This is a genomic window from Streptomyces racemochromogenes (assembly GCF_044129415.1).
Classification (GTDB): domain Bacteria; phylum Actinomycetota; class Actinomycetes; order Streptomycetales; family Streptomycetaceae; genus Streptomyces; species Streptomyces racemochromogenes_A.
This window is the reverse complement of the sequence record NZ_JBBDHD010000002.1, coordinates 151,205-168,290: the sequence shown is the minus strand read 5'-3', so window position 1 is coordinate 168,290 and position 17,086 is coordinate 151,205. Positions and strand designations below refer to the sequence as shown.

The window sequence follows — 17,086 nt, the reverse complement described above, 5'->3', positions numbered from 1 at the left end:
GGACACTCGCACTCGTGAGCGACCACCCCACCACCCCCTGGGCCCTGACGGAGACCCCGGACCACCAATGGCAGGCCCCCCCCGGCCCCCCCCCCCCCCCCGGGCCCCCCCCCCGCGCGGGGGGCCCCAGCGGACCGGGGGCGATCCTGGACGCCCCGGGGAGCAGGAGGACCACACCACTGACCATCGACTCCGGGCCGTTCGCGCCGGCCGCCCGCCCCAGGCGGGCCCCGCGCGCCGGCGGCGCATGCTGTGCCATGGCGGAACAGTCTCAGACCGGCAGGTGTATGCCACCCGTCCGTACGGTCTCTGTTACATATCGACGCCCGCCGCCGACGGGTTGCTCTACGCGCGTAGGAGTAGAGTGCCGGGATGACGAGCGAGACCACCGAAAAGCCGACCCCGGACCAGATCCGCCGCTCCCCGAAGGTGCTGCTGCACGACCACCTCGACGGTGGTCTGCGGCCCGGCACCATCATCGAGCTGGCCGCCCGCGTCGGCTACGACAAGCTGCCCGAGACCGACGCCGACAAGCTGGGCGTCTGGTTCCGCGACGCCGCCGACTCCGGCTCCCTCCCGCGCTACCTGGAGACGTTCGCGCACACCTGCGCCGTCATGCAGACGAAGGAGGCCCTCTTCCGGGTCGCCGCCGAGTGCGCCGAGGACCTGGCCGAGGACGGCGTCGTGTACGCCGAGATCCGCTACGCCCCCGAGCAGCACCTGGAGGCCGGCCTGACCCTCGAAGAGGTCGTCGAGGCGGTCAACGACGGCTTCCGCGAGGGCGAGCGCCGCGCCAAGGCCAACGGCCACCGCATCCGCGTCGGTGCCCTGCTGACCGCCATGCGCCACGCCGCCCGCGCGCTGGAGATCGCCGAGCTGGCCAACCGCTACCGCGACAACGGCGTGGTCGGCTTCGACATCGCCGGCGCCGAGGCCGGGTTCCCCCCCACCCGCCACCTCGACGCGTTCGAGTACCTCAAGCGCGAGAACAACCACTTCACCATCCACGCCGGCGAGGCCTTCGGCCTCCCGTCGATCTGGCAGGCCCTCCAGTGGTGCGGCGCCGACCGACTGGGTCACGGCGTGAAGATCATCGACGACATCGAGGTCGCCGCCGACGGATCCGTGAAGCTCGGCCGCCTGGCCTCGTACGTCCGGGACAAGCGCATCCCCCTGGAGATGTGCCCGACCTCGAACCTGCAGACCGCCGCGGCCGCCTCGTACGCCGAGCACCCGATCGGTCTGCTGCGCAAGCTCCACTTCCGGCTGACGGTGAACACCGACAACCGGCTGATGAGCGGTACGAGCATGAGCCGCGAGTTCGAGCACCTGGTCGACGCCTTCGGCTACTCGCTCGACGACATGCAGTGGTTCACCGTCAATGCGATGAAGTCCGCGTTCATTCCTTTCGATGAACGACTGGCGATGATCAACGACGTGATCAAGCCCGGTTATGCGGAGCTGAAGTCCGAGTGGCTTTTCCGTCAGACCGCTTCGACCAGCGGATCTGTATCGGCCTAGGCCATGGAATGACGGTAGGGAATGCGCCCGGGAGCATGACGCCCCGGGCGCTTCCTCATATTTGAGGATGTTTGCGGGAGGGGGTTTGAAGTGACTAGTTTGCGGAGCCGCTCGATTCCCCGTCGCAAGGACGATTTTTCATGAAGCAGTCTGCTGCCAAGTCCCTCGGTGTCGCTGTCATTGGTGCCGCCCTCGCCGCGGGTGCCGCGGGTACCGCCTCCGCCTCGGCGCTCCCCACCCCGAACCTGACGGACGCCCTCGGCACCGTCACCAGCACCGCCAGCGCCGTCACCAACCAGACGGACCAGGCCCAGCAGGGTGGCCAGAGCGACCCCGCCGCCCCGGTCAGCCAGCTGCTCGGCGGCCTGCCCCCGCTGCCCGGCCTCGGCGGCTGATCCGGAGCCCGGATTCGCACGCCCGCACGCGTGGCGCACACCCCTTCGAGGCGGTGTGCGCCACGCCGCACGGTGTGCCACGATCACCACCAACTGCCCGCCGACGTACGGGGTATGAGGTTCGGTCATGCGCATCACGGCACGATTCACAGCGCCCGCGACGACGTTCGCGCTGCTCCCCGCCCTGCTCCTCGGGGCCGTCGGTTGCAGCAGCGGTACGGACGCCCCCGCGGCCGGCAAGGGACCGGACCCCAAGGGTTCCGCGGCCGCCGCCACCCCGTCCGGCGCGCCCGCGCCCGCCTCGCCGGCCCCGAAGGCCAAGGACGCCCGCCTGGAGCGCTCCGCGCTGGAACAGGGCGACCTCCCCGGCTACCAGGTCTCCGCGCAGGGCAAGAACCCGAACGCCCCCGCCGGTCAGCCGCAGGCCGACAAGAAGGCCTGCCAGCCGCTCGCCGACATCATGGGCGACAAGCCCGACCCGGCCGCGCACGAGACCGTCAACCGGGGCATCGGCTCCCAGAAGCAGGTCGGCCTCGCCGTCTCCGCCTCCGTCAGCTCCTACGACGAGAGCGACGCCAAGAAGGTCGTCTCCCGTCTCCGCGAGGCCGTCGCGGCCTGCGGTTCCGGTTTCACCGCCACCGTGCAGAAGCAGAGCGGGACCTACCGGGACGTGAAGGCGGTCCCGTTCAAGACCGCCGGTGACGAGAGCGTCAGCTGGACCACGACCGCCGCCGCCGAGGGCGTGTCGGCGCAGGTCCACCTCGTCGTCGTCCGCGAGGGCTCCAGCGTCGTACGGCTGATGGCCCTCAACGTGGCGGCCGCCGGCCAGAAGGCGGCCGTACCGCAGGAAGTCGCCGACAAGCAGCTGGAGAAGATCCGCAAGGCCGGTTGATCCCGGCCGGAGGGCGGACGGTCACCAGGCGGTGTTCGCCGTGCCGACGCCCGGCTTCTCGTTCGGGATCAGCACCCACAGCGCCAGGTAGATCAGGAACTGGGGGCCGGGCAGCAGGCAGGACAGGACGAAGATGAGCCGCATCGTGCGGGGCTTCATTCCGTACCGCTTGGCCAGTCCGGCGCAGACGCCGCCGATCATCCGTCCGTCACGGGGGCGGGCCAGCGCGCTCATGGTGTTCTCCTTCGCATCGGGATTCGCGCGCTTTCCTTCTGTGCTCGGCGCGATGAATCAATACTCGCGCGGTACCGCCGACAGAACGTCGGTCCACGGGCCGAGCCCGACCCTGGGAATTCTCGGGGTGTTCCCCTGAGGAACGCCGTCGGGGGAGGTCAGGGGCCTGCGCAGCCGGGCCCGCAGCACCGGGACGACCGCCGCGTGCGCGATCACCACCCCGGCCGTGTTCAGCAGCAGGGCGTCCACGTCCAGCACCCGCCCCGGGACCGCCGTCTGGAGCATCTCGATGCTCAGCGAGATCAGTACGGCCGCCGCCGCCGTACGCGCCAGGGAGGACCATGCGGCCAGCGGGCCGGGCTCCAGCCGGCCGCCGGCCAGCGGCAGCAGCACCCCCAGCGGGGCCAGCAGCGCCAGCCCCTCCCCGATCCGCCGCGCGGCCTCCAGAGGCCCCATCGCCAGGTCCGCCCGGATCCCCTCCAGCGGGGTCAGGTTCGCGGCCGCCGCCCAGGGGACGTCCAGTGGACTGAGGGTGAGCCATCCGACGAGCAGCAGGTGCGCGGCCAGCAGGGCCCCGCTCAGGAGGCGCGGACGGACCGGGAGCTGTGTGGCGGTGGCGGCGCTGCCGCTGCCCTCATGACGGTGCACACCATCGAGGACGCCGCCCCCGGTGGCGACGGTTCCGGCCGGCCCCCGCCGTCTCGGCCCGCCCGGCACCCGCTCCCGCCCGGTACCAACGTCCGGCCCGCCCGGTACCCGCGGCCTGCCCGTACCCGGTCCCGCCCGGCCGCCGCCCGGCGGCGTTCACCGCCGCGTATCGCTCCGCCCGGTCGGCGAGACCGGTGAGCCGCTCGCAGGGCTCGCACCCCGCCTCGGTGGCGGCGTACCCCGCCGGGGCGCCGGGCCCCGCGGGCGTCCTACTTGACGACCAGCAGCACGGCGAGCGCCGCCGCGCCCACGACCGCCGGGGCGATGATCTCCCAGGCCCACCGCACGGAGACCGGGCCCTGCGCGCCCGGCCGGCCGGCCCCGCGCTCGGCGAGCTCGGTCATCTCGTCCACGGCCTTGTCGGCGGAGGCCCGCGCGACGGGTGCGGCCGGCCCGCCCGCGCCGCCGGACCCCTTGGCGCCCGGCGCCTCGTGCCGGGCGGCCGAGCGGTTCGCCTTCTTGCGCTCGCGCAGCGACACCGGCACCGACCAGAGCTGGTACTTCGCCCCGTCCGCCAGCACCTCCGCCGAGTACCCGGCACGCACCGCGTCGACGGCTCCCCAGGGCAGCTCGATGTTCCGGAACGGGTTGCGGATCCGCATCCGGTCCTCGTTGGCGAAGACGGCCGGCCGGATGGTGAACGCCACGGTCAGCGGTACGGCGCACAGCGCCGCGGCCAGCCCGATCCAGCGGCCGCTGCCCACGCCGCGCACGACGGCGTCCCCGCAGAGCCAGACGATCATCGCCAGGATCAGCACCCCGGTGACGACGGCCATGGGGGAGCGGTAGACGCGATCGGCGAAGGCCGGCTCATGGGGGGAGGGTGTGGTCATGCCGCCGATTGTGCCGCATGCCCGCCCGGCGGCCACCGGTGCACGGGTGCGGTGTGCACCGATGGTCGATGTCACGCCCAGATGTGCACGCGGGGGGTGACAGGTCGCTACGCGCGTAGATATGCTCATCTGGTGACCATGCCCACCACCCTCACCGCATTCGCTGACGTGACGACGTCCGACAGCGCGCTGCGCCGCTTCCTGCACGGGCTGCCCGGCGTCGACGCAGTCGGACTGGAGGCCCGCGCGGCCGCCCTCGGCACCCGCTCGATCAAGACGACGGCCAAGGCGTACGCCATCGACCTGGCCATCTCGATGATCGACCTGACGACGCTGGAGGGTGCGGACACCCCCGGCAAGGTCCGGTCGCTCGCCGCCAAGGCCGTCAACCCCGACCCCCTCGACCGTACGACGCCCATGACCGCCGCGGTCTGCGTCTACCCCGACATGGTGGCCACCGCCAAGGCGGCGCTGAACGGCGCCGACGTCAAGGTCGCCTCCGTCGCCACCGCCTTCCCGGCGGGCCGCGCCGCCCTCCCGGTCAAGCTGGCGGACACCCGTGACGCCGTCGCCGCGGGCGCCGACGAGATCGACATGGTCATCGACCGTGGCGCCTTCCTCGCCGGCCGCTACCTGGAGACGTACGAGCTGATCAAGGCCGTCAAGGAGGCGTGCGTCCGCGAGGACGGCACCGCCGCCCGGCTGAAGGTCATCTTCGAGACCGGCGAGCTGTCGACGTACGACAACATCCGCCGCGCCTCCTGGATCGGCATGCTCGCGGGCGCCGACTTCATCAAGACCTCCACCGGCAAGGTGGGCGTCAACGCCACCCCCGCCAACACCCTGCTGATGCTCGAAGCCGTCCGCGACTTCAAGGCGCAGACTGGAATCCAGATCGGCGTGAAGCCGGCCGGCGGCATCCGGACCACCAAGGACGCCATCAAGTTCCTGGTCCTGGTCAACGAGACCGCGGGCGAGGACTGGCTGACCAACGAGTGGTTCCGCTTCGGCGCCTCCAGCCTGCTGAACGACCTGCTCATGCAGCGCCAGAAGCTGAGCACCGGGCGTTACTCCGGCCCCGACTACGTGACGGTGGACTGATCACCATGGCTTCCCTCTTCGAGTACGCACCGGCTCCCGAGTCCCGCTCGGTCGTCGACATCGCCCCCTCCTACGGGCTCTTCATCGACGGCGAGTTCACCGACGCCGCCGACGGCAAGGTCTTCAAGACCGTCAGCCCCTCCAGCGAGGAGGTCCTGGCCGAGGTCGCCCAGGCCGGCGCCGCCGACGTCGACCGTGCCGTGAAGGCCGCCCGCCGCGCCTTCGAGAAGTGGTCCGCGCTGCCGGGCTCCGAGCGCGCCAAGTACCTCTTCCGCATCGCCCGGATCATCCAGGAGCGCAGCCGCGAGCTCGCCGTCCTGGAGACCCTGGACAACGGCAAGCCGATCAAGGAGACCCGCGACGCGGACCTCCCCCTGGTCGCCGCCCACTTCTTCTACTACGCGGGCTGGGCCGACAAGCTCGACCACGCGGGCTACGGCGCGAACCCGCGCCCGCTCGGCGTGGCCGGCCAGGTCATCCCGTGGAACTTCCCGCTGCTGATGCTCGCGTGGAAGATCGCCCCGGCGCTCGCCACCGGCAACACCGTCGTCCTCAAGCCGGCGGAGACCACCCCCCTCTCGGCGCTGTTCTTCGCGGACATCTGCCGCCAGGCCGGTCTCCCCAAGGGCGTCGTCAACATCATCCCCGGCTACGGGGACGCGGGCGCCGAACTCGTCGCCCACCCCGACGTCAACAAGGTCGCCTTCACCGGCTCCACCGCGGTCGGCAAGGCCATCGCCCGCCAGATCGCCGGCACCGACAAGAAGGTCACCCTGGAGCTGGGCGGCAAGGGCGCCAACATCGTCTTCGACGACGCCCCCATCGACCAGGCCGTCGAGGGCATCGTCAACGGCATCTTCTTCAACCAGGGCCAGGTCTGCTGCGCGGGCTCCCGCCTCCTGGTCCAGGAGTCGATCCACGACGAGCTCCTCGACTCCCTCAAGCGCCGCCTGAGCACCCTGCGCCTGGGCGACCCGCTCGACAAGAACACCGACATCGGCGCGATCAACTCCGCCGAGCAGCTCGCCCGGATCACGGCCCTGGCCGACACCGGCGAGGCCGAGGGCGCCGAGCGCTGGTCCCCGGCCTGCGAGCTGCCGTCCGCCGGCTACTGGTTCGCCCCGACGCTCTTCACGAACGTCACCCAGGCGCACACCGTCGCCCGTGACGAGATCTTCGGCCCGGTCCTGTCCGTGCTGACGTTCCGCACCCCGGACGAGGCCGTCGCCAAGGCCAACAACAGCCAGTACGGCCTCTCCGCCGGCATCTGGACGGAGAAGGGCAGCCGCATCCTCGCGGTCGCGAACAAGCTCCGCGCGGGCGTTGTCTGGGCCAACACGTTCAACAAGTTCGACCCGACCTCGCCCTTCGGCGGCTACAAGGAGTCGGGCTTCGGCCGCGAGGGCGGCCGCCACGGTCTGGAGGCCTACCTCGATGTCTGAGACCTCTGTGCGTCTGAACGTCTTCAAGACCTACAAGCTGTACGTCGGGGGCAAGTTCCCCCGCTCCGAGAGCGGCCGGGTGTACGAGGTGACCGACTCGAAGGGGAAGTGGCTGGCCAACGCCCCGCTGTCCTCCCGCAAGGACGCCCGTGACGCGGTCGTCGCCGCGCGCAAGGCCTTCGGCGGCTGGGCGGGCGCGACCGCGTACAACCGCGGCCAGATCCTCTACCGCATCGCCGAGATGCTGGAGGGCCGCCGGGACCAGTTCGTCCGCGAGGTCGGCGAGGCCGAGGGGCTGTCGAAGTCCAAGGCGGCGGCAGTCGTGGACGCGGCCATCGACCGCTGGGTCTGGTACGCGGGCTGGACCGACAAGATCGGCCAGGTCGTGGGCGCGGCCAACCCCGTGGCGGGCCCCTTCTTCAACCTCTCCACCCCCGAGCCGACCGGCGTCGTCACGGTCGTGGCCCCGCAGGACTCGTCCTTCCTCGGCCTGGTCTCGGTGATCGCCCCGGTGATCGCGACGGGCAACACCGCCGTCGTCATCGCCAGCGAGAAGGCCCCGCTGCCCGCCCTCTCCCTGGGCGAGGTGCTCGCCACCTCCGACCTGCCGGGCGGCGTCGTCAACATCCTCTCCGGCAAGGCCGCCGAGATGGGCCCGCACCTCGCGGCCCACCAGGACGTCAACGCGATCGACCTCGCGGGCGCGGACACGGCCCTGGCCAAGGAGCTGGAGATCGCGGCGGCCGACAACCTCAAGCGCGTCCTGCGTCCCCAGCCTGTGGACGACTGGGCCGCCGACCCGGGCACCTCGCGCATGACGGCGTTCCTGGAGACCAAGACGGTCTGGCACCCCACCGGGTCGCTGGGCTCGGGCGGCTCCTCGTACTAGTCGCACCGGGACCCCCGCGCGAACCGGCCCCGGCAGCCACCTCCCCCGTGCTGCCGGGGCCTTCGCGCGCCGTGACGCCGTCAGGACTTCGGCAGGACCGGCCCGAGCAGCGAGCCCACGGCCGCCTGCGGGATCTCCTTCACCGACGGCCCCTGCGTCAGCACCCCCGTCACCATCGTGGTGCCCACCGCCGGGAAGTCGGCGACCTTGGTGCCCACCCCGTTGTCCAGCGGGTCCACGCCGGTGTGGGCGAGGGGGTTCACCTTCAGGTTCGCGATCGGGTCGACGACCCCGGCGACGGCCGCCGCCGGGTCCAGTTCCCCGGCCTGCGCCCCGCCGGCCGCCATGGCCAGGGCCGCCCCGGCCATGGAGAGGGTCAGCCCGGCGGAGCGGAGCTTCTTGGAGGAGGAGTCGGAGGCTGCGTGACGTGCCATTGGTTCCCGCCTGTGGTCGTAGTCGCGTGCGCACACAGAGTAGTCGAGGCGGTGTCCCCGGTTCCAACCCGCCGTGTGAGACCGGTCGCAGGGGCTGTCCGCAGTGTGCCGATACGCCGGGTCATGCCTCACACTGGTCTCCCGTGAGCTGTTCATCTCCCCTTCCGACGCGCGTCGTGCTCCTGACCGGCCCCTCGGGTTCCGGCAAGTCCTCGCTGGCGGCCCGCTCGGGCCTGCCCGTACTGCGACTGGACGACTTCTACAAGGAGCAGACGGACCCGACCCTCCCCCTGGTCGAGGGCAGCTCGGACATCGACTGGGACTCGCCCGGCTCCTGGGACGCCGACACCGCCGTGGCCGCCGTCGCCGAACTCTGCCGCACCGGCCGCACCGAGGTCCCCGTCTACGACATCGCGACCAGCTCGCGCACCGGCACGGAGACCCTCGACATCTCCCGCACCCCGCTGTTCATCGCGGAGGGCATCTTCGCCGCCGACATCGCCGCCCGCTGCCAGGAGCTCGGCCTCCTCGCCGACGCGATCTGCCTGCGCGGCCGCCCCTCCACCACCTTCCGCCGGCGGCTGGCCCGCGACCTGCGCGAGGGGCGCAAGTCCCTGCCGTTCCTGCTGCGCCGGGGCCTGCGCCTGATGCGCGCCGAACGCGGCATCGTCGCCCGGCACGTCGCCCTCGGCGCCCACGCCTGCGGCCGTGACGAGGCCCTGGGCCGGCTCGCCGCGGCGGCGGCGGGCCGCCACCGCTCGGCGATCGGCGCGGTGGCGTAGCCGTACGCACGAAGCGGCGCCCGGACCGCGTGAGCGGCCCGGGCGCCGAAGAGGGAGCGGGACCGAGCGGACCCCCGACCGCCTGATCCCGCCCCCGTCCCCCCGTGGCCTCCGCCCCACCCCCGTAGGACGGACCCCCTGGCCGGTGGTCTGTGGTGTGTCTCCGCGTTACGCGACGAGCTCCCCGAAGGAGTCCGCCTCGTCCCGCCCGAAGCTGAGCGCCTCGTCCTCGCGCAGCCGGCGCAGCGAGCGCCAGATGCTCGACTTCACGGTGCCGACGCTGATGCCCAGGATCTCCGCGATCTCCGGGTCCGTGCGGCCCTCGTAGTAGCGCAGCACCAGCATCGTGCGCTGCGGCTCCGGGATCCGGGCCAGCGCCTGCCAGAGCACCGCGCGCAGCTCCGTACCGCGCATCGCGTCCGTGTCGGAGGCCGTCTCCGGCAGCTCCTCCGTCGGGTACTCGTTGAGCTTGCGCCGACGCCACGCGCTGATGTGCAGGTTCGTCATCGTGCGGCGCAGGTAGCCGCCCACCGCCGCCTTGTCGCTGATCCGGTCCCACGCCCGGTACGTGGAGAACAGGGCGCTCTGCAGCAGGTCCTCGGCCTCGTGGCGGTCGCCGGTGAGGTGGAAGGCCGTCGCGTACAGCGCCGCGCGCCGCTCCTGGACGTACGCCGTGAACTCCGCCTCCGAGGAGGAGGACGGGGAGGAAGGGGTCCGCTGGGCGGGAACCGCCTGGTACTGGTTCGCGTCAATGGCTACGACGCGAGCCTGTCGCCGGGAGCCCGGCACCGTACGGACACCTGCCCGGCGGTTCGCGTCGTGCAGCCGCGTGACAACCGCGCTGGTGGTGGTGCTGTGCAGCGTGTTCATCTCGCGCCCCCCGTCGTGGAGTCTGCTTCGGTCCGTGCTTCGATGACAAAAGACTGCCCGGCCGACTTAACCGCCGTGTCCGTCGACTGTCACAGCCCTGTCACAGCCGTCTTCGGCCGCCCTGCGGCACCCCCCGGCGGGGACCGCCGGCGGATCCGTCGCGCGCGACGGTCGAAGTCCCGACGGCCGATGGGACAGAATGAGCCCGTGCCTTTCCTGTTGCTGATCGAGGACGACGACGCCATCCGCACGGCCCTCGAACTCTCCCTGACTCGCCAGGGCCACCGTGTGGCCACCGCGGCGACGGGTGAGGACGGCCTGAAACTGCTGCGCGAGCAGCGGCCGGACCTGATCGTGCTCGACGTCATGCTGCCCGGGATCGACGGCTTCGAGGTGTGCCGGAGGATCCGCCGCACCGACCAGCTGCCGATCATCCTGCTCACCGCGCGCAGCGACGACATCGATGTCGTCGTCGGACTGGAGTCCGGAGCGGACGACTACGTCGTCAAGCCCGTCCAGGGCCGCGTGCTCGACGCCCGCATCCGCGCCGTGCTGCGCCGCGGCGAGCGCGAGGCCAGCGACTCCGCCGTCTTCGGGTCCCTCGTCATCGACCGCGCGGCCATGACGGTCACGAAGAACGGCGAGGACCTCCAGCTCACCCCGACCGAGCTGCGGCTGCTCCTGGAGCTCAGCCGCCGGCCCGGCCAGGCGCTGTCCCGCCAGCAGCTGCTGCGGCTGGTGTGGGAGCACGACTACCTGGGCGACTCACGGCTCGTCGACGCGTGCGTGCAGCGGTTGCGCGCCAAGGTCGAGGAAGTGCCCTCGTCGCCCACCCTGATCCGTACGGTCCGGGGCGTCGGCTACCGCTTGGACTCCCCGCAGTGACCAAGGCCCTCTTCGCGGGCCGGCGCTGGACCAGCCTGCGGGTGCGGCTGCTCGTGGTGTTCGCCCTGGTCGCCCTGGTGGCCGCCGTCTCCGCCTCCGGAATCGCCTACTGGCTCAACCGCGAGGCGGTGCTCACCCGTACCCAGGACGCGGCCCTGGGCGACTTCCGCCAGGAGATGCAGAACCGGGCCGCGGCCCTGCCCGCCGACCCCACCCCCGAGGAACTGCAGCGCACCGCCGAGCTGATGGCGGGCAGCAGCCCCGGCTACAGCGTGCTGCTCGTCCACGAACGCAAGGACAGGCGGCTGGTGTTCGGTGCCGCGGGAGCGGACTCGTTCGGGCTGGACGACGTACCGAAGTCCCTCCAGAACGCGGTGAACGACCGCCAGAAGAGCACGGCCGCGAACGACGCCGAGTACCACATGTACTGGCAGCGGACGAAGCCCGGCGGCAAGCCGTACCTGGTCGGCGGCACGCGGATCGTCGGTGGCGGACCCACCGGCTACATGTACAAGTCCCTGGCGACGGAACGGGACGACCTCAACGCGCTCGGCTGGTCCCTGACCATCGCGACGGGGCTGGCCCTGCTCGGGTCCGCGCTGCTCGCGCAGGCCGCGGCGCGGACCGTCCTCAAGCCCGTCCAGCGGCTCGGCGAGGCGGCCCGGCGGCTCGGCGAGGGCGAGCTGGACCACCGGCTCGACGTATCGGGCACCGACGAACTGGCGGACCTCTCGCGGACGTTCAACCGGACGGCGGAGGCGCTGGAGAAGAAGGTCGCCGACATGAGCGCGCGGGAGGAGGCCAGCCGGCGGTTCGTCGCCGACATGAGCCACGAACTGCGCACGCCGCTGACGGCGTTGACGGCTGTCGCCGAGGTGCTGGAGGAGGAGGTCGACGACCTCGACCCGATGATCGCTCCCGCGGTGGGCCTGGTGGTCAGCGAGACCCGGCGGCTGAACGACCTGGTGGAGAACCTGATGGAGGTCACCCGCTTCGACGCGGGGACGGCGCGGCTGGTGCTCGACGACGTGAACGTCGCCGACCAGGTCACCGCCTGCATCGACGCCCGGGCCTGGCTGGACGCCGTCGAGGTCGACGCCGGCCGCGGGATCGTCGCGCGGCTCGACCCGCGGCGGCTGGACGTGATCCTGGCCAACCTGATCGGCAACGCCCTCAAGCACGGCGGATCGCCGGTACGGGTGTCGGTCCGGGTCGACGGGGAGTGGCTGGTCGTCGCGGTCAAGGACAACGGGCCCGGCATCCCGGAGGAGGTGCTGCCGCACGTCTTCGACCGGTTCTACAAGGCCAGCGCGTCCCGGCCGAAGTCCGACGGCAGCGGGCTGGGCCTGTCGATCGCCATGGAGAACGCGCACATCCACGGGGGCGACATCACGGCCGAGAACGGCCCGGAAGGCGGGGCCGTGTTCACGCTGCGGCTCCCGGTGGACGTGGGGAAGGTGATCGCCGGTGGCGGCACGGACGCATAGGGCACTGCCGGCTGTCGCCCTTCTTTCCCTTTCCCTCTCCCTGACCGGGTGCGGGATCAGGGCCACGACCGTTCCGGTCGACGTGGGCCCCGCCCCGTCGCGGGTCTCCTGCGACACCCCGGACCTGCCGTCCGGGCAGAGCGGGGTGCAGGGGTTCCGGGCCAGGATCGAACTGGTCTGCGGATCGCAGCTGGTGGCGGTGGAGCGGGTCGTCCCGGTGCCCGACAAGCGGACCGGGCGCGACCCCGTCACGCTGGTCGCGCAGGCCCTGCTGGAGGAGCTGGAGCGCACCCCGTCCGAGCAGGAACGGGAGGGCGGCTTCACCACCGGCGTCCCGGACGGCCTGTCGGCCGCCCCGGCCCGGCCCGGCGACCCGGCGGGGACGGTCCGGCTGAGCCGCAAGCCCGAGGACCTGCCGCCGGTGGCCCTGGCCCAGATCGTGTGCACCCTCTCGGCGAGCGACGCCGTCTCGGCCGGCCCGGGCCCCGTGGTCCTGGGCGGCCCGGACGTGGACCCGCCGCGGGCCTGGGAGTGCACGGACGCGGTCCGCAGCCGCCCGGAATCGGCCCCGACCCTGGGCGAACTGGTACGCCCGACCGGCTCGCCGTCACCGTCGGCATCGGCCTCCTGAGCCGATCGGGGACCCCGATCGTCATGCGTCGCTCAGGTGCGTTCGCCGGACGGCCGCCTGAGGGTGAGGGCGATGAGCAGTGCGAAGGCGAGGGCGGCCGTTGCGGTGCGGGCGTCGTTGAAGAGCTCCCAGCGGCGCAGGATCTCCGCGTGGTCGGGCGGTGGCGCGGTGGCGGCCCACTGCTTGATGCGGCCGTTGATCGGGACGTTCCCGAAGCGCGTGATCAGGAACGAGGACACCGTCAGGGACCCCGCCGCGGCCGCCAGGACGCGGGTCCGGCCGCGCAGCGAGGCGGCCAGAGCGAGGGTGCCGATGGCCGAGACCGCCATCGTGGTCTGCATGGTGATGCCGTTCGTCTTCATCAGCTCGGCGTGGAAGTCGAGCCGCATCCCGATCGGCACGGCGTTGAAGGCGGGGACCAGGTTGGCGGCGCCGTAGCCGAACGCGCCGGCCAGCAGGCCGGTGGAGAAGAGGGCGAGTGCCTGGAGGAGTCGGGTGCGTCGCACCGCCGTCACCGGCCGGTGAAGCGGCCGGCCGCCTCGCCGCGGAGCCGGCCGGGCGGCAGACGGCGGCCGAAGGCGAGCAGGAGGAGGTCCTGGGCAGCCCCGTACACCGGAGTCGGCCCGGCCCCGTAGGACCAGCCCGTGTCCTCCGCGCACAGCCGTGTGCCGGCCAGGTCGACGCCGAAGAACCTCAGACCGCGGGGCCGGATCTCGTCGAGCAGGATGCGCAGCCGGTCCTCCGGGACGCGCCGGCCGAGCCCCAGGGCGGTGGTGACGTCCAGGCCGTGGACCACGTCGTGGCCGAGGGCTGCCGGGAGCCCGCCGACCGGCGGGGTCCACGGGTGGTGGGCGTGGTCGCGGAGGAAGGCGCTGAGCTCGGCGGTGGAGTGGGCGGCCGCGTCCCGGCGGGCGACCCGGTCGGTCATACGGTGGAGGCTGCCCCTCGCCTTGAGGAGTTCACCCAGGGTGGCGGGGAGGGAGAGCCGGAAGCCCATGGACATGTGGGCGACGACCTCGCGGACGCTCCAGCCCGTACACAGGCTGGGCGCCTGCCAGTCCTCGGCCCGCAGGGTGTCGAAGAGATCGGCCAGCTCGCGGCGTTCGCCGGCGATGGCGGACGTGAGGGCGGCCTGCCGGTCCGGGGTGGGTTCCGTCGCGCTTTCCATGGGATCAAGCCTGCCGGTGGGCGATCCATAGGGCCAATAGATGGTTCTGCTGCCCTCTAGCATCGGCGGTTATGGAACTGCGGCAGCTGCGCTACCTCGTCACCGTCGTCGAAGAGGGCGGCTTCACGCGTGCCGCCGCCCGGCTGCACCTCGCCCAGCCGGGCCTGAGCGCACAGATCCGGCAACTGGAGCGGGAGTTGGGGCAGCCGCTGCTCGACCGCTCGCACCGGTCGGTGACCTTGACCGAGACCGGCCGGGCGGTCCTGCCGTACGCGCGGGCGGCGCTGGCCGCCGCGGACGCGGTGCGGGAGACGGCGGACGCGTTCACCGGGCTGCTGCGCGGGCGGGTCTCGCTGGGCCTGGTCCCGGGAGCCGCGGGGCACGCGTTCGACATCCCTTCCTTTCTGGCGGACTTCCACGACGCCCACCCGGCGCTGGAGATCGCACTGACCGAGGATTCGTCGGAGCGGATGCAGACGGCGCTGCTGGCCGGCGAGCTCGACATGGCGCTCCTCGGGCCGACCGAGGAGACGCCGCCGCACGGGCTGTCCTTCCAGACGGTGATCGACGTCCCGCTCGTGGCCCTGGCGGCGGCCGGGGACCCGCTCTTCGAACGGGCCGGCGCCACGAGTGTGCCGCTGGCCGGCCTGCGCGACCGGGCGCTGATCTGCCTGCCGCGCGGGACCGGGGTGCGGGCGGCGCTGGAACGCGCCTGCGGGCGGGCGGGATTCCGGCCGCGGGTCGCCTTCGAGGCGGCGGCGCCGCCGGTGCTGGTGCAACTGGCGGCCCGGGGGCTGGGCGTCGCCATACTGCCGGGCGGGGAGGGGCACCGGGAGGCCGGGGACGGAGCCACGGTCGGCGGAACCGCCGTGCGGACCCTGGCCATCGTCGACCCCGCCATGCGCGCCCGCATAGCCCTCGCCTGGCGCTCCACCGGCCCCGCGAGCCCGGCGGCCAAGGCCCTCCTGGACAGCCTCCGCGGACGCCTGCGCGCGAGCCTGCCGACGACGACCACGACGGCGGGAGGGGCGGGGCCCGGACCGGCGGGCACCTGAACGACCGGTGAGCCCCGCGCGCCACCACGGCGACGGCCCCCGCAGGTGGAGCTGCGGGGGCCGTCGGCGTGGGCGGGAGGGCCTACAGGCCCATCGCCGCCGCGAGGTCCTTCTTCACCGTGTCCAGGATTTCCTGGCCGCGGACGCGGGCCGGGGCGAGGTCCGCGGCTTCGGCCACCGGGACCACGACCTCCAGGTAGCACTTCAGCTTGGGCTCCGTGCCCGACGGGCGGCAGATGACCCGGGCCTTGTAGTCGCCCTCCAGGTAGTAGCGCAGGCCGTCCGTGGGCGGGAGCTTCGCCGTGCCCTGGGAGAGGTCCTCCGCCGAGACCACCCGCAGGCCGGCCAGGGCCGTCGGGGGTTCCGCGCGCAGCCGCGCCATCGCGTCGGCGATGACCGACAGGTCCTCGACGCGGACCGACAGCTGGTCGGTGTGGTGGAGGCCGTGGGCCATCGCCAGGTCGTCCAGGAGGTCGGTCAGGGTGCGGCCCTGCTCCTTGAGCTCCGAGGCCAGCTCGGCGACCAGGAGGGCGGCGGTGATGCCGTCCTTGTCGCGGACGCCCTCGGGGTCCACGCAGTAGCCGAGGGCCTCCTCGTAGCCGTAGCGCAGGCCCTCCACGCGGGAGATCCACTTGAAGCCCGTCAGGGTCTCCTCGTAGCCGAGGTTCGCCGCCTCGGCGATGCGGCCCAGGAGGGACGAGGAGACGATCGACTCGGCGAAGACGCCCTGGGCGCCCTTGTGCACCAGGTGGGCCGCAAGGAGGGCGCCGACCTCGTCGCCGCGCAGCATGCGCCAGCCGCCGTTGTCGGGGACGGCGACCGCGCAGCGGTCCGCGTCCGGGTCGTTCGCGATCACGATGTCCGGCTGGACCTCGGCGGCCCTGGCGAAGGCCAGGTCCATCGCGCCCGGCTCCTCCGGGTTGGGGAAGGCGACCGTCGGGAAGGCCGGGTCCGGCTCCGCCTGCTCGGTGACGAGCACCGGGGCGGGGAAGCCGTGCCGGGCGAAGGCCGCCAGGACGACGTCCTTGCCGACGCCGTGCATGGCCGTGTACACGGTCCGCACGCCACGGGGGGACCCGGGGGTCAGGACGGCGTCCGTGCGCGCCAGGTAGGCCTCCAGGACCTCCTCGTCGAGCTGGAGCCAGCCGTCCGAGGGGCGGGGGACCGAGGCGAGGGTGGCGATCGCGTCGATCTCCGCCGCGATCTCGGCGTCCGCCGGGGAGACGATCTGCGAGCCGTCGCCGAGGTAGACCTTGTAGCCGTTGTCCCGCGGAGGGTTGTGGCTCGCGGTCACCTCGACGCCGGCGACGGCTCCCAGGTGCCTTATCGCGTACGCGAGGACCGGTGTGGGGAGGGGGCGGGGGAGTACGGCCGCGCGCAGGCCGGCGCCCGTCATGACGGCGGCGGTGTCGCGGGCGAAGTCCGCGGACTTGTAGCGCGCGTCGTAGCCGACGACCACCAGGCCGCCCTCGTGCCCCTGGGCCTTCAGGTAGGCCGCCAGTCCCGCCGCGGCGCGGATGACCACCGAGCGGTTCATCCGCATCGGGCCCGCGCCGATCTCCCCGCGCAGTCCGGCGGTGCCGAACTGGAGCGTGCCGGAGAAACGGTCGGCGAGCCCGGCGGTGTCGCCCGCCTCGATGAGCGCGCTCAGCTCGGCCGCGGTCTCCTCGTCGGGGTCCTCCGCCAGCCAGGTCCGCGCCCGGGTGAGCAGGTCGTCCTGTGCCTGTTCCACTGGTTCCGCCTTACCTCTCGTACGTCG

The 17,086-nt window shown here is 72.7% G+C and carries 19 protein-coding genes; 11 read left to right on the top strand and 8 right to left on the bottom strand.

The window, feature by feature from the left end; all coding sequences use genetic code 11:
• The first annotated feature begins 372 nt into the window (after positions 1-372).
• From WDV06_RS01755 to WDV06_RS01745, 3 genes are all read left to right on the top strand, one after another.
• Positions 373-1,521: an adenosine deaminase gene (locus WDV06_RS01755; protein WP_395507773.1), complete on the top strand. Its 1,149-nt coding sequence runs from the start codon at positions 373-375 to the stop codon at positions 1,519-1,521.
• Between the two features lie 140 nt (positions 1,522-1,661).
• Positions 1,662-1,916 carry a hypothetical protein gene (locus WDV06_RS01750; protein ID WP_344163910.1) on the top strand — a complete coding sequence of 85 codons (255 nt, stop codon included), beginning with the start codon at positions 1,662-1,664 and terminating at the stop codon, positions 1,914-1,916.
• 127 nt (positions 1,917-2,043) lie between these two features.
• A complete protein-coding gene (locus WDV06_RS01745; RefSeq protein ID WP_395507772.1) occupies positions 2,044-2,808 on the top strand; it encodes a hypothetical protein in 765 nt (254 codons plus the stop codon).
• Positions 2,809-2,829: 21 nt separating this feature from the next.
• On the opposite strand, the gene WDV06_RS01740 is transcribed toward WDV06_RS01745, so the two are convergent.
• The 3 genes from WDV06_RS01740 to WDV06_RS01730 form a co-directional block, all read right to left on the bottom strand.
• Complete coding sequence (locus WDV06_RS01740; RefSeq protein ID WP_395507771.1) at positions 2,830-3,042, bottom strand: PspC domain-containing protein; 213 nt, start codon at positions 3,040-3,042, stop codon at positions 2,830-2,832.
• A gap of 57 nt (positions 3,043-3,099) precedes the next feature.
• Entirely contained in the window at positions 3,100-3,690 is a 591-nt protein-coding gene (locus WDV06_RS01735) for a VanZ family protein (RefSeq protein ID WP_395507770.1), read from the bottom strand.
• Positions 3,691-3,959: 269 nt separating this feature from the next.
• Positions 3,960-4,583 (bottom strand): PH domain-containing protein, encoded by a 624-nt coding sequence (locus tag WDV06_RS01730; RefSeq protein WP_395507769.1) that lies wholly within the window; start codon positions 4,581-4,583, stop codon positions 3,960-3,962.
• Between the two features lie 138 nt (positions 4,584-4,721).
• Between WDV06_RS01730 and deoC the strand changes: the two genes are divergently transcribed.
• Genes deoC through WDV06_RS01715 form a run of 3 tightly spaced genes read left to right on the top strand, consistent with a single transcriptional unit; the run spans position 4,722 to position 8,015 of the window.
• On the top strand, positions 4,722-5,684 hold the full coding sequence (gene deoC, locus WDV06_RS01725; RefSeq protein ID WP_395507783.1) for a deoxyribose-phosphate aldolase: 963 nt from the start codon (positions 4,722-4,724) through the stop codon (positions 5,682-5,684).
• Positions 5,685-5,689: 5 nt separating this feature from the next.
• On the top strand, positions 5,690-7,126 hold the full coding sequence (locus tag WDV06_RS01720; RefSeq protein WP_395507768.1) for an aldehyde dehydrogenase family protein: 1,437 nt from the start codon (positions 5,690-5,692) through the stop codon (positions 7,124-7,126).
• Positions 7,119-8,015: an aldehyde dehydrogenase family protein gene (locus WDV06_RS01715; protein ID WP_395507767.1), complete on the top strand. Its 897-nt coding sequence runs from the start codon at positions 7,119-7,121 to the stop codon at positions 8,013-8,015. Before WDV06_RS01720 ends, WDV06_RS01715 begins: the two co-directional genes overlap by 8 nt.
• Before the next feature lie 80 nt (positions 8,016-8,095).
• On the opposite strand, the gene WDV06_RS01710 is transcribed toward WDV06_RS01715, so the two are convergent.
• Positions 8,096-8,449, bottom strand: coding sequence for a hypothetical protein (locus tag WDV06_RS01710; RefSeq protein WP_395507766.1), 354 nt, complete (start codon positions 8,447-8,449; stop codon positions 8,096-8,098).
• A 143-nt stretch (positions 8,450-8,592) separates the two neighbouring features.
• On the opposite strand from WDV06_RS01710, the gene WDV06_RS01705 reads away from it, so the two are divergent.
• Positions 8,593-9,231 carry a uridine kinase family protein gene (locus tag WDV06_RS01705; RefSeq protein ID WP_395507765.1) on the top strand — a complete coding sequence of 213 codons (639 nt, stop codon included), beginning with the start codon at positions 8,593-8,595 and terminating at the stop codon, positions 9,229-9,231.
• 168 nt (positions 9,232-9,399) lie between these two features.
• On the opposite strand, the gene WDV06_RS01700 is transcribed toward WDV06_RS01705, so the two are convergent.
• The gene (locus WDV06_RS01700) at positions 9,400-10,101 is read right to left on the bottom strand and encodes a SigE family RNA polymerase sigma factor (protein ID WP_395507764.1); all 702 of its coding nucleotides are present in this window, start codon (positions 10,099-10,101) and stop codon (positions 9,400-9,402) included.
• A 207-nt stretch (positions 10,102-10,308) separates the two neighbouring features.
• On the opposite strand from WDV06_RS01700, the gene afsQ1 reads away from it, so the two are divergent.
• From afsQ1 to WDV06_RS01685, 3 genes are all read left to right on the top strand, one after another.
• A complete protein-coding gene (afsQ1, locus tag WDV06_RS01695; protein WP_185117195.1) occupies positions 10,309-10,986 on the top strand; it encodes a two-component system response regulator AfsQ1 in 678 nt (225 codons plus the stop codon).
• Positions 10,983-12,473 carry a sensor histidine kinase gene (locus WDV06_RS01690; RefSeq protein WP_395507763.1) on the top strand — a complete coding sequence of 497 codons (1,491 nt, stop codon included), beginning with the start codon at positions 10,983-10,985 and terminating at the stop codon, positions 12,471-12,473. The genes afsQ1 and WDV06_RS01690 overlap by 4 nt, the downstream gene beginning before the upstream one ends.
• 82 nt (positions 12,474-12,555) lie before the next feature.
• Positions 12,556-13,104, top strand: a complete 549-nt coding sequence (locus WDV06_RS01685; protein WP_395507762.1) for a hypothetical protein — start codon at positions 12,556-12,558, stop codon at positions 13,102-13,104.
• A 32-nt stretch (positions 13,105-13,136) separates the two neighbouring features.
• On the opposite strand, the gene WDV06_RS01680 is transcribed toward WDV06_RS01685, so the two are convergent.
• Entirely contained in the window at positions 13,137-13,610 is a 474-nt protein-coding gene (locus WDV06_RS01680; RefSeq protein ID WP_395507761.1) for an anthrone oxygenase family protein, read from the bottom strand.
• A gap of 5 nt (positions 13,611-13,615) precedes the next feature.
• On the bottom strand, positions 13,616-14,272 hold the full coding sequence (locus WDV06_RS01675) for a maleylpyruvate isomerase family mycothiol-dependent enzyme (RefSeq protein WP_395507760.1): 657 nt from the start codon (positions 14,270-14,272) through the stop codon (positions 13,616-13,618).
• Between the two features lie 71 nt (positions 14,273-14,343).
• Between WDV06_RS01675 and WDV06_RS01670 the strand changes: the two genes are divergently transcribed.
• Entirely contained in the window at positions 14,344-15,327 is a 984-nt protein-coding gene (locus WDV06_RS01670; RefSeq protein WP_395507759.1) for a LysR family transcriptional regulator, read from the top strand.
• Positions 15,328-15,409: 82 nt separating this feature from the next.
• Here the strand turns inward: WDV06_RS01670 and WDV06_RS01665 are convergent, their stop codons facing one another.
• A complete protein-coding gene (locus WDV06_RS01665; RefSeq protein WP_395507758.1) occupies positions 15,410-17,059 on the bottom strand; it encodes a phospho-sugar mutase in 1,650 nt (549 codons plus the stop codon).
• Positions 17,060-17,086: the final 27 nt, after the last annotated feature.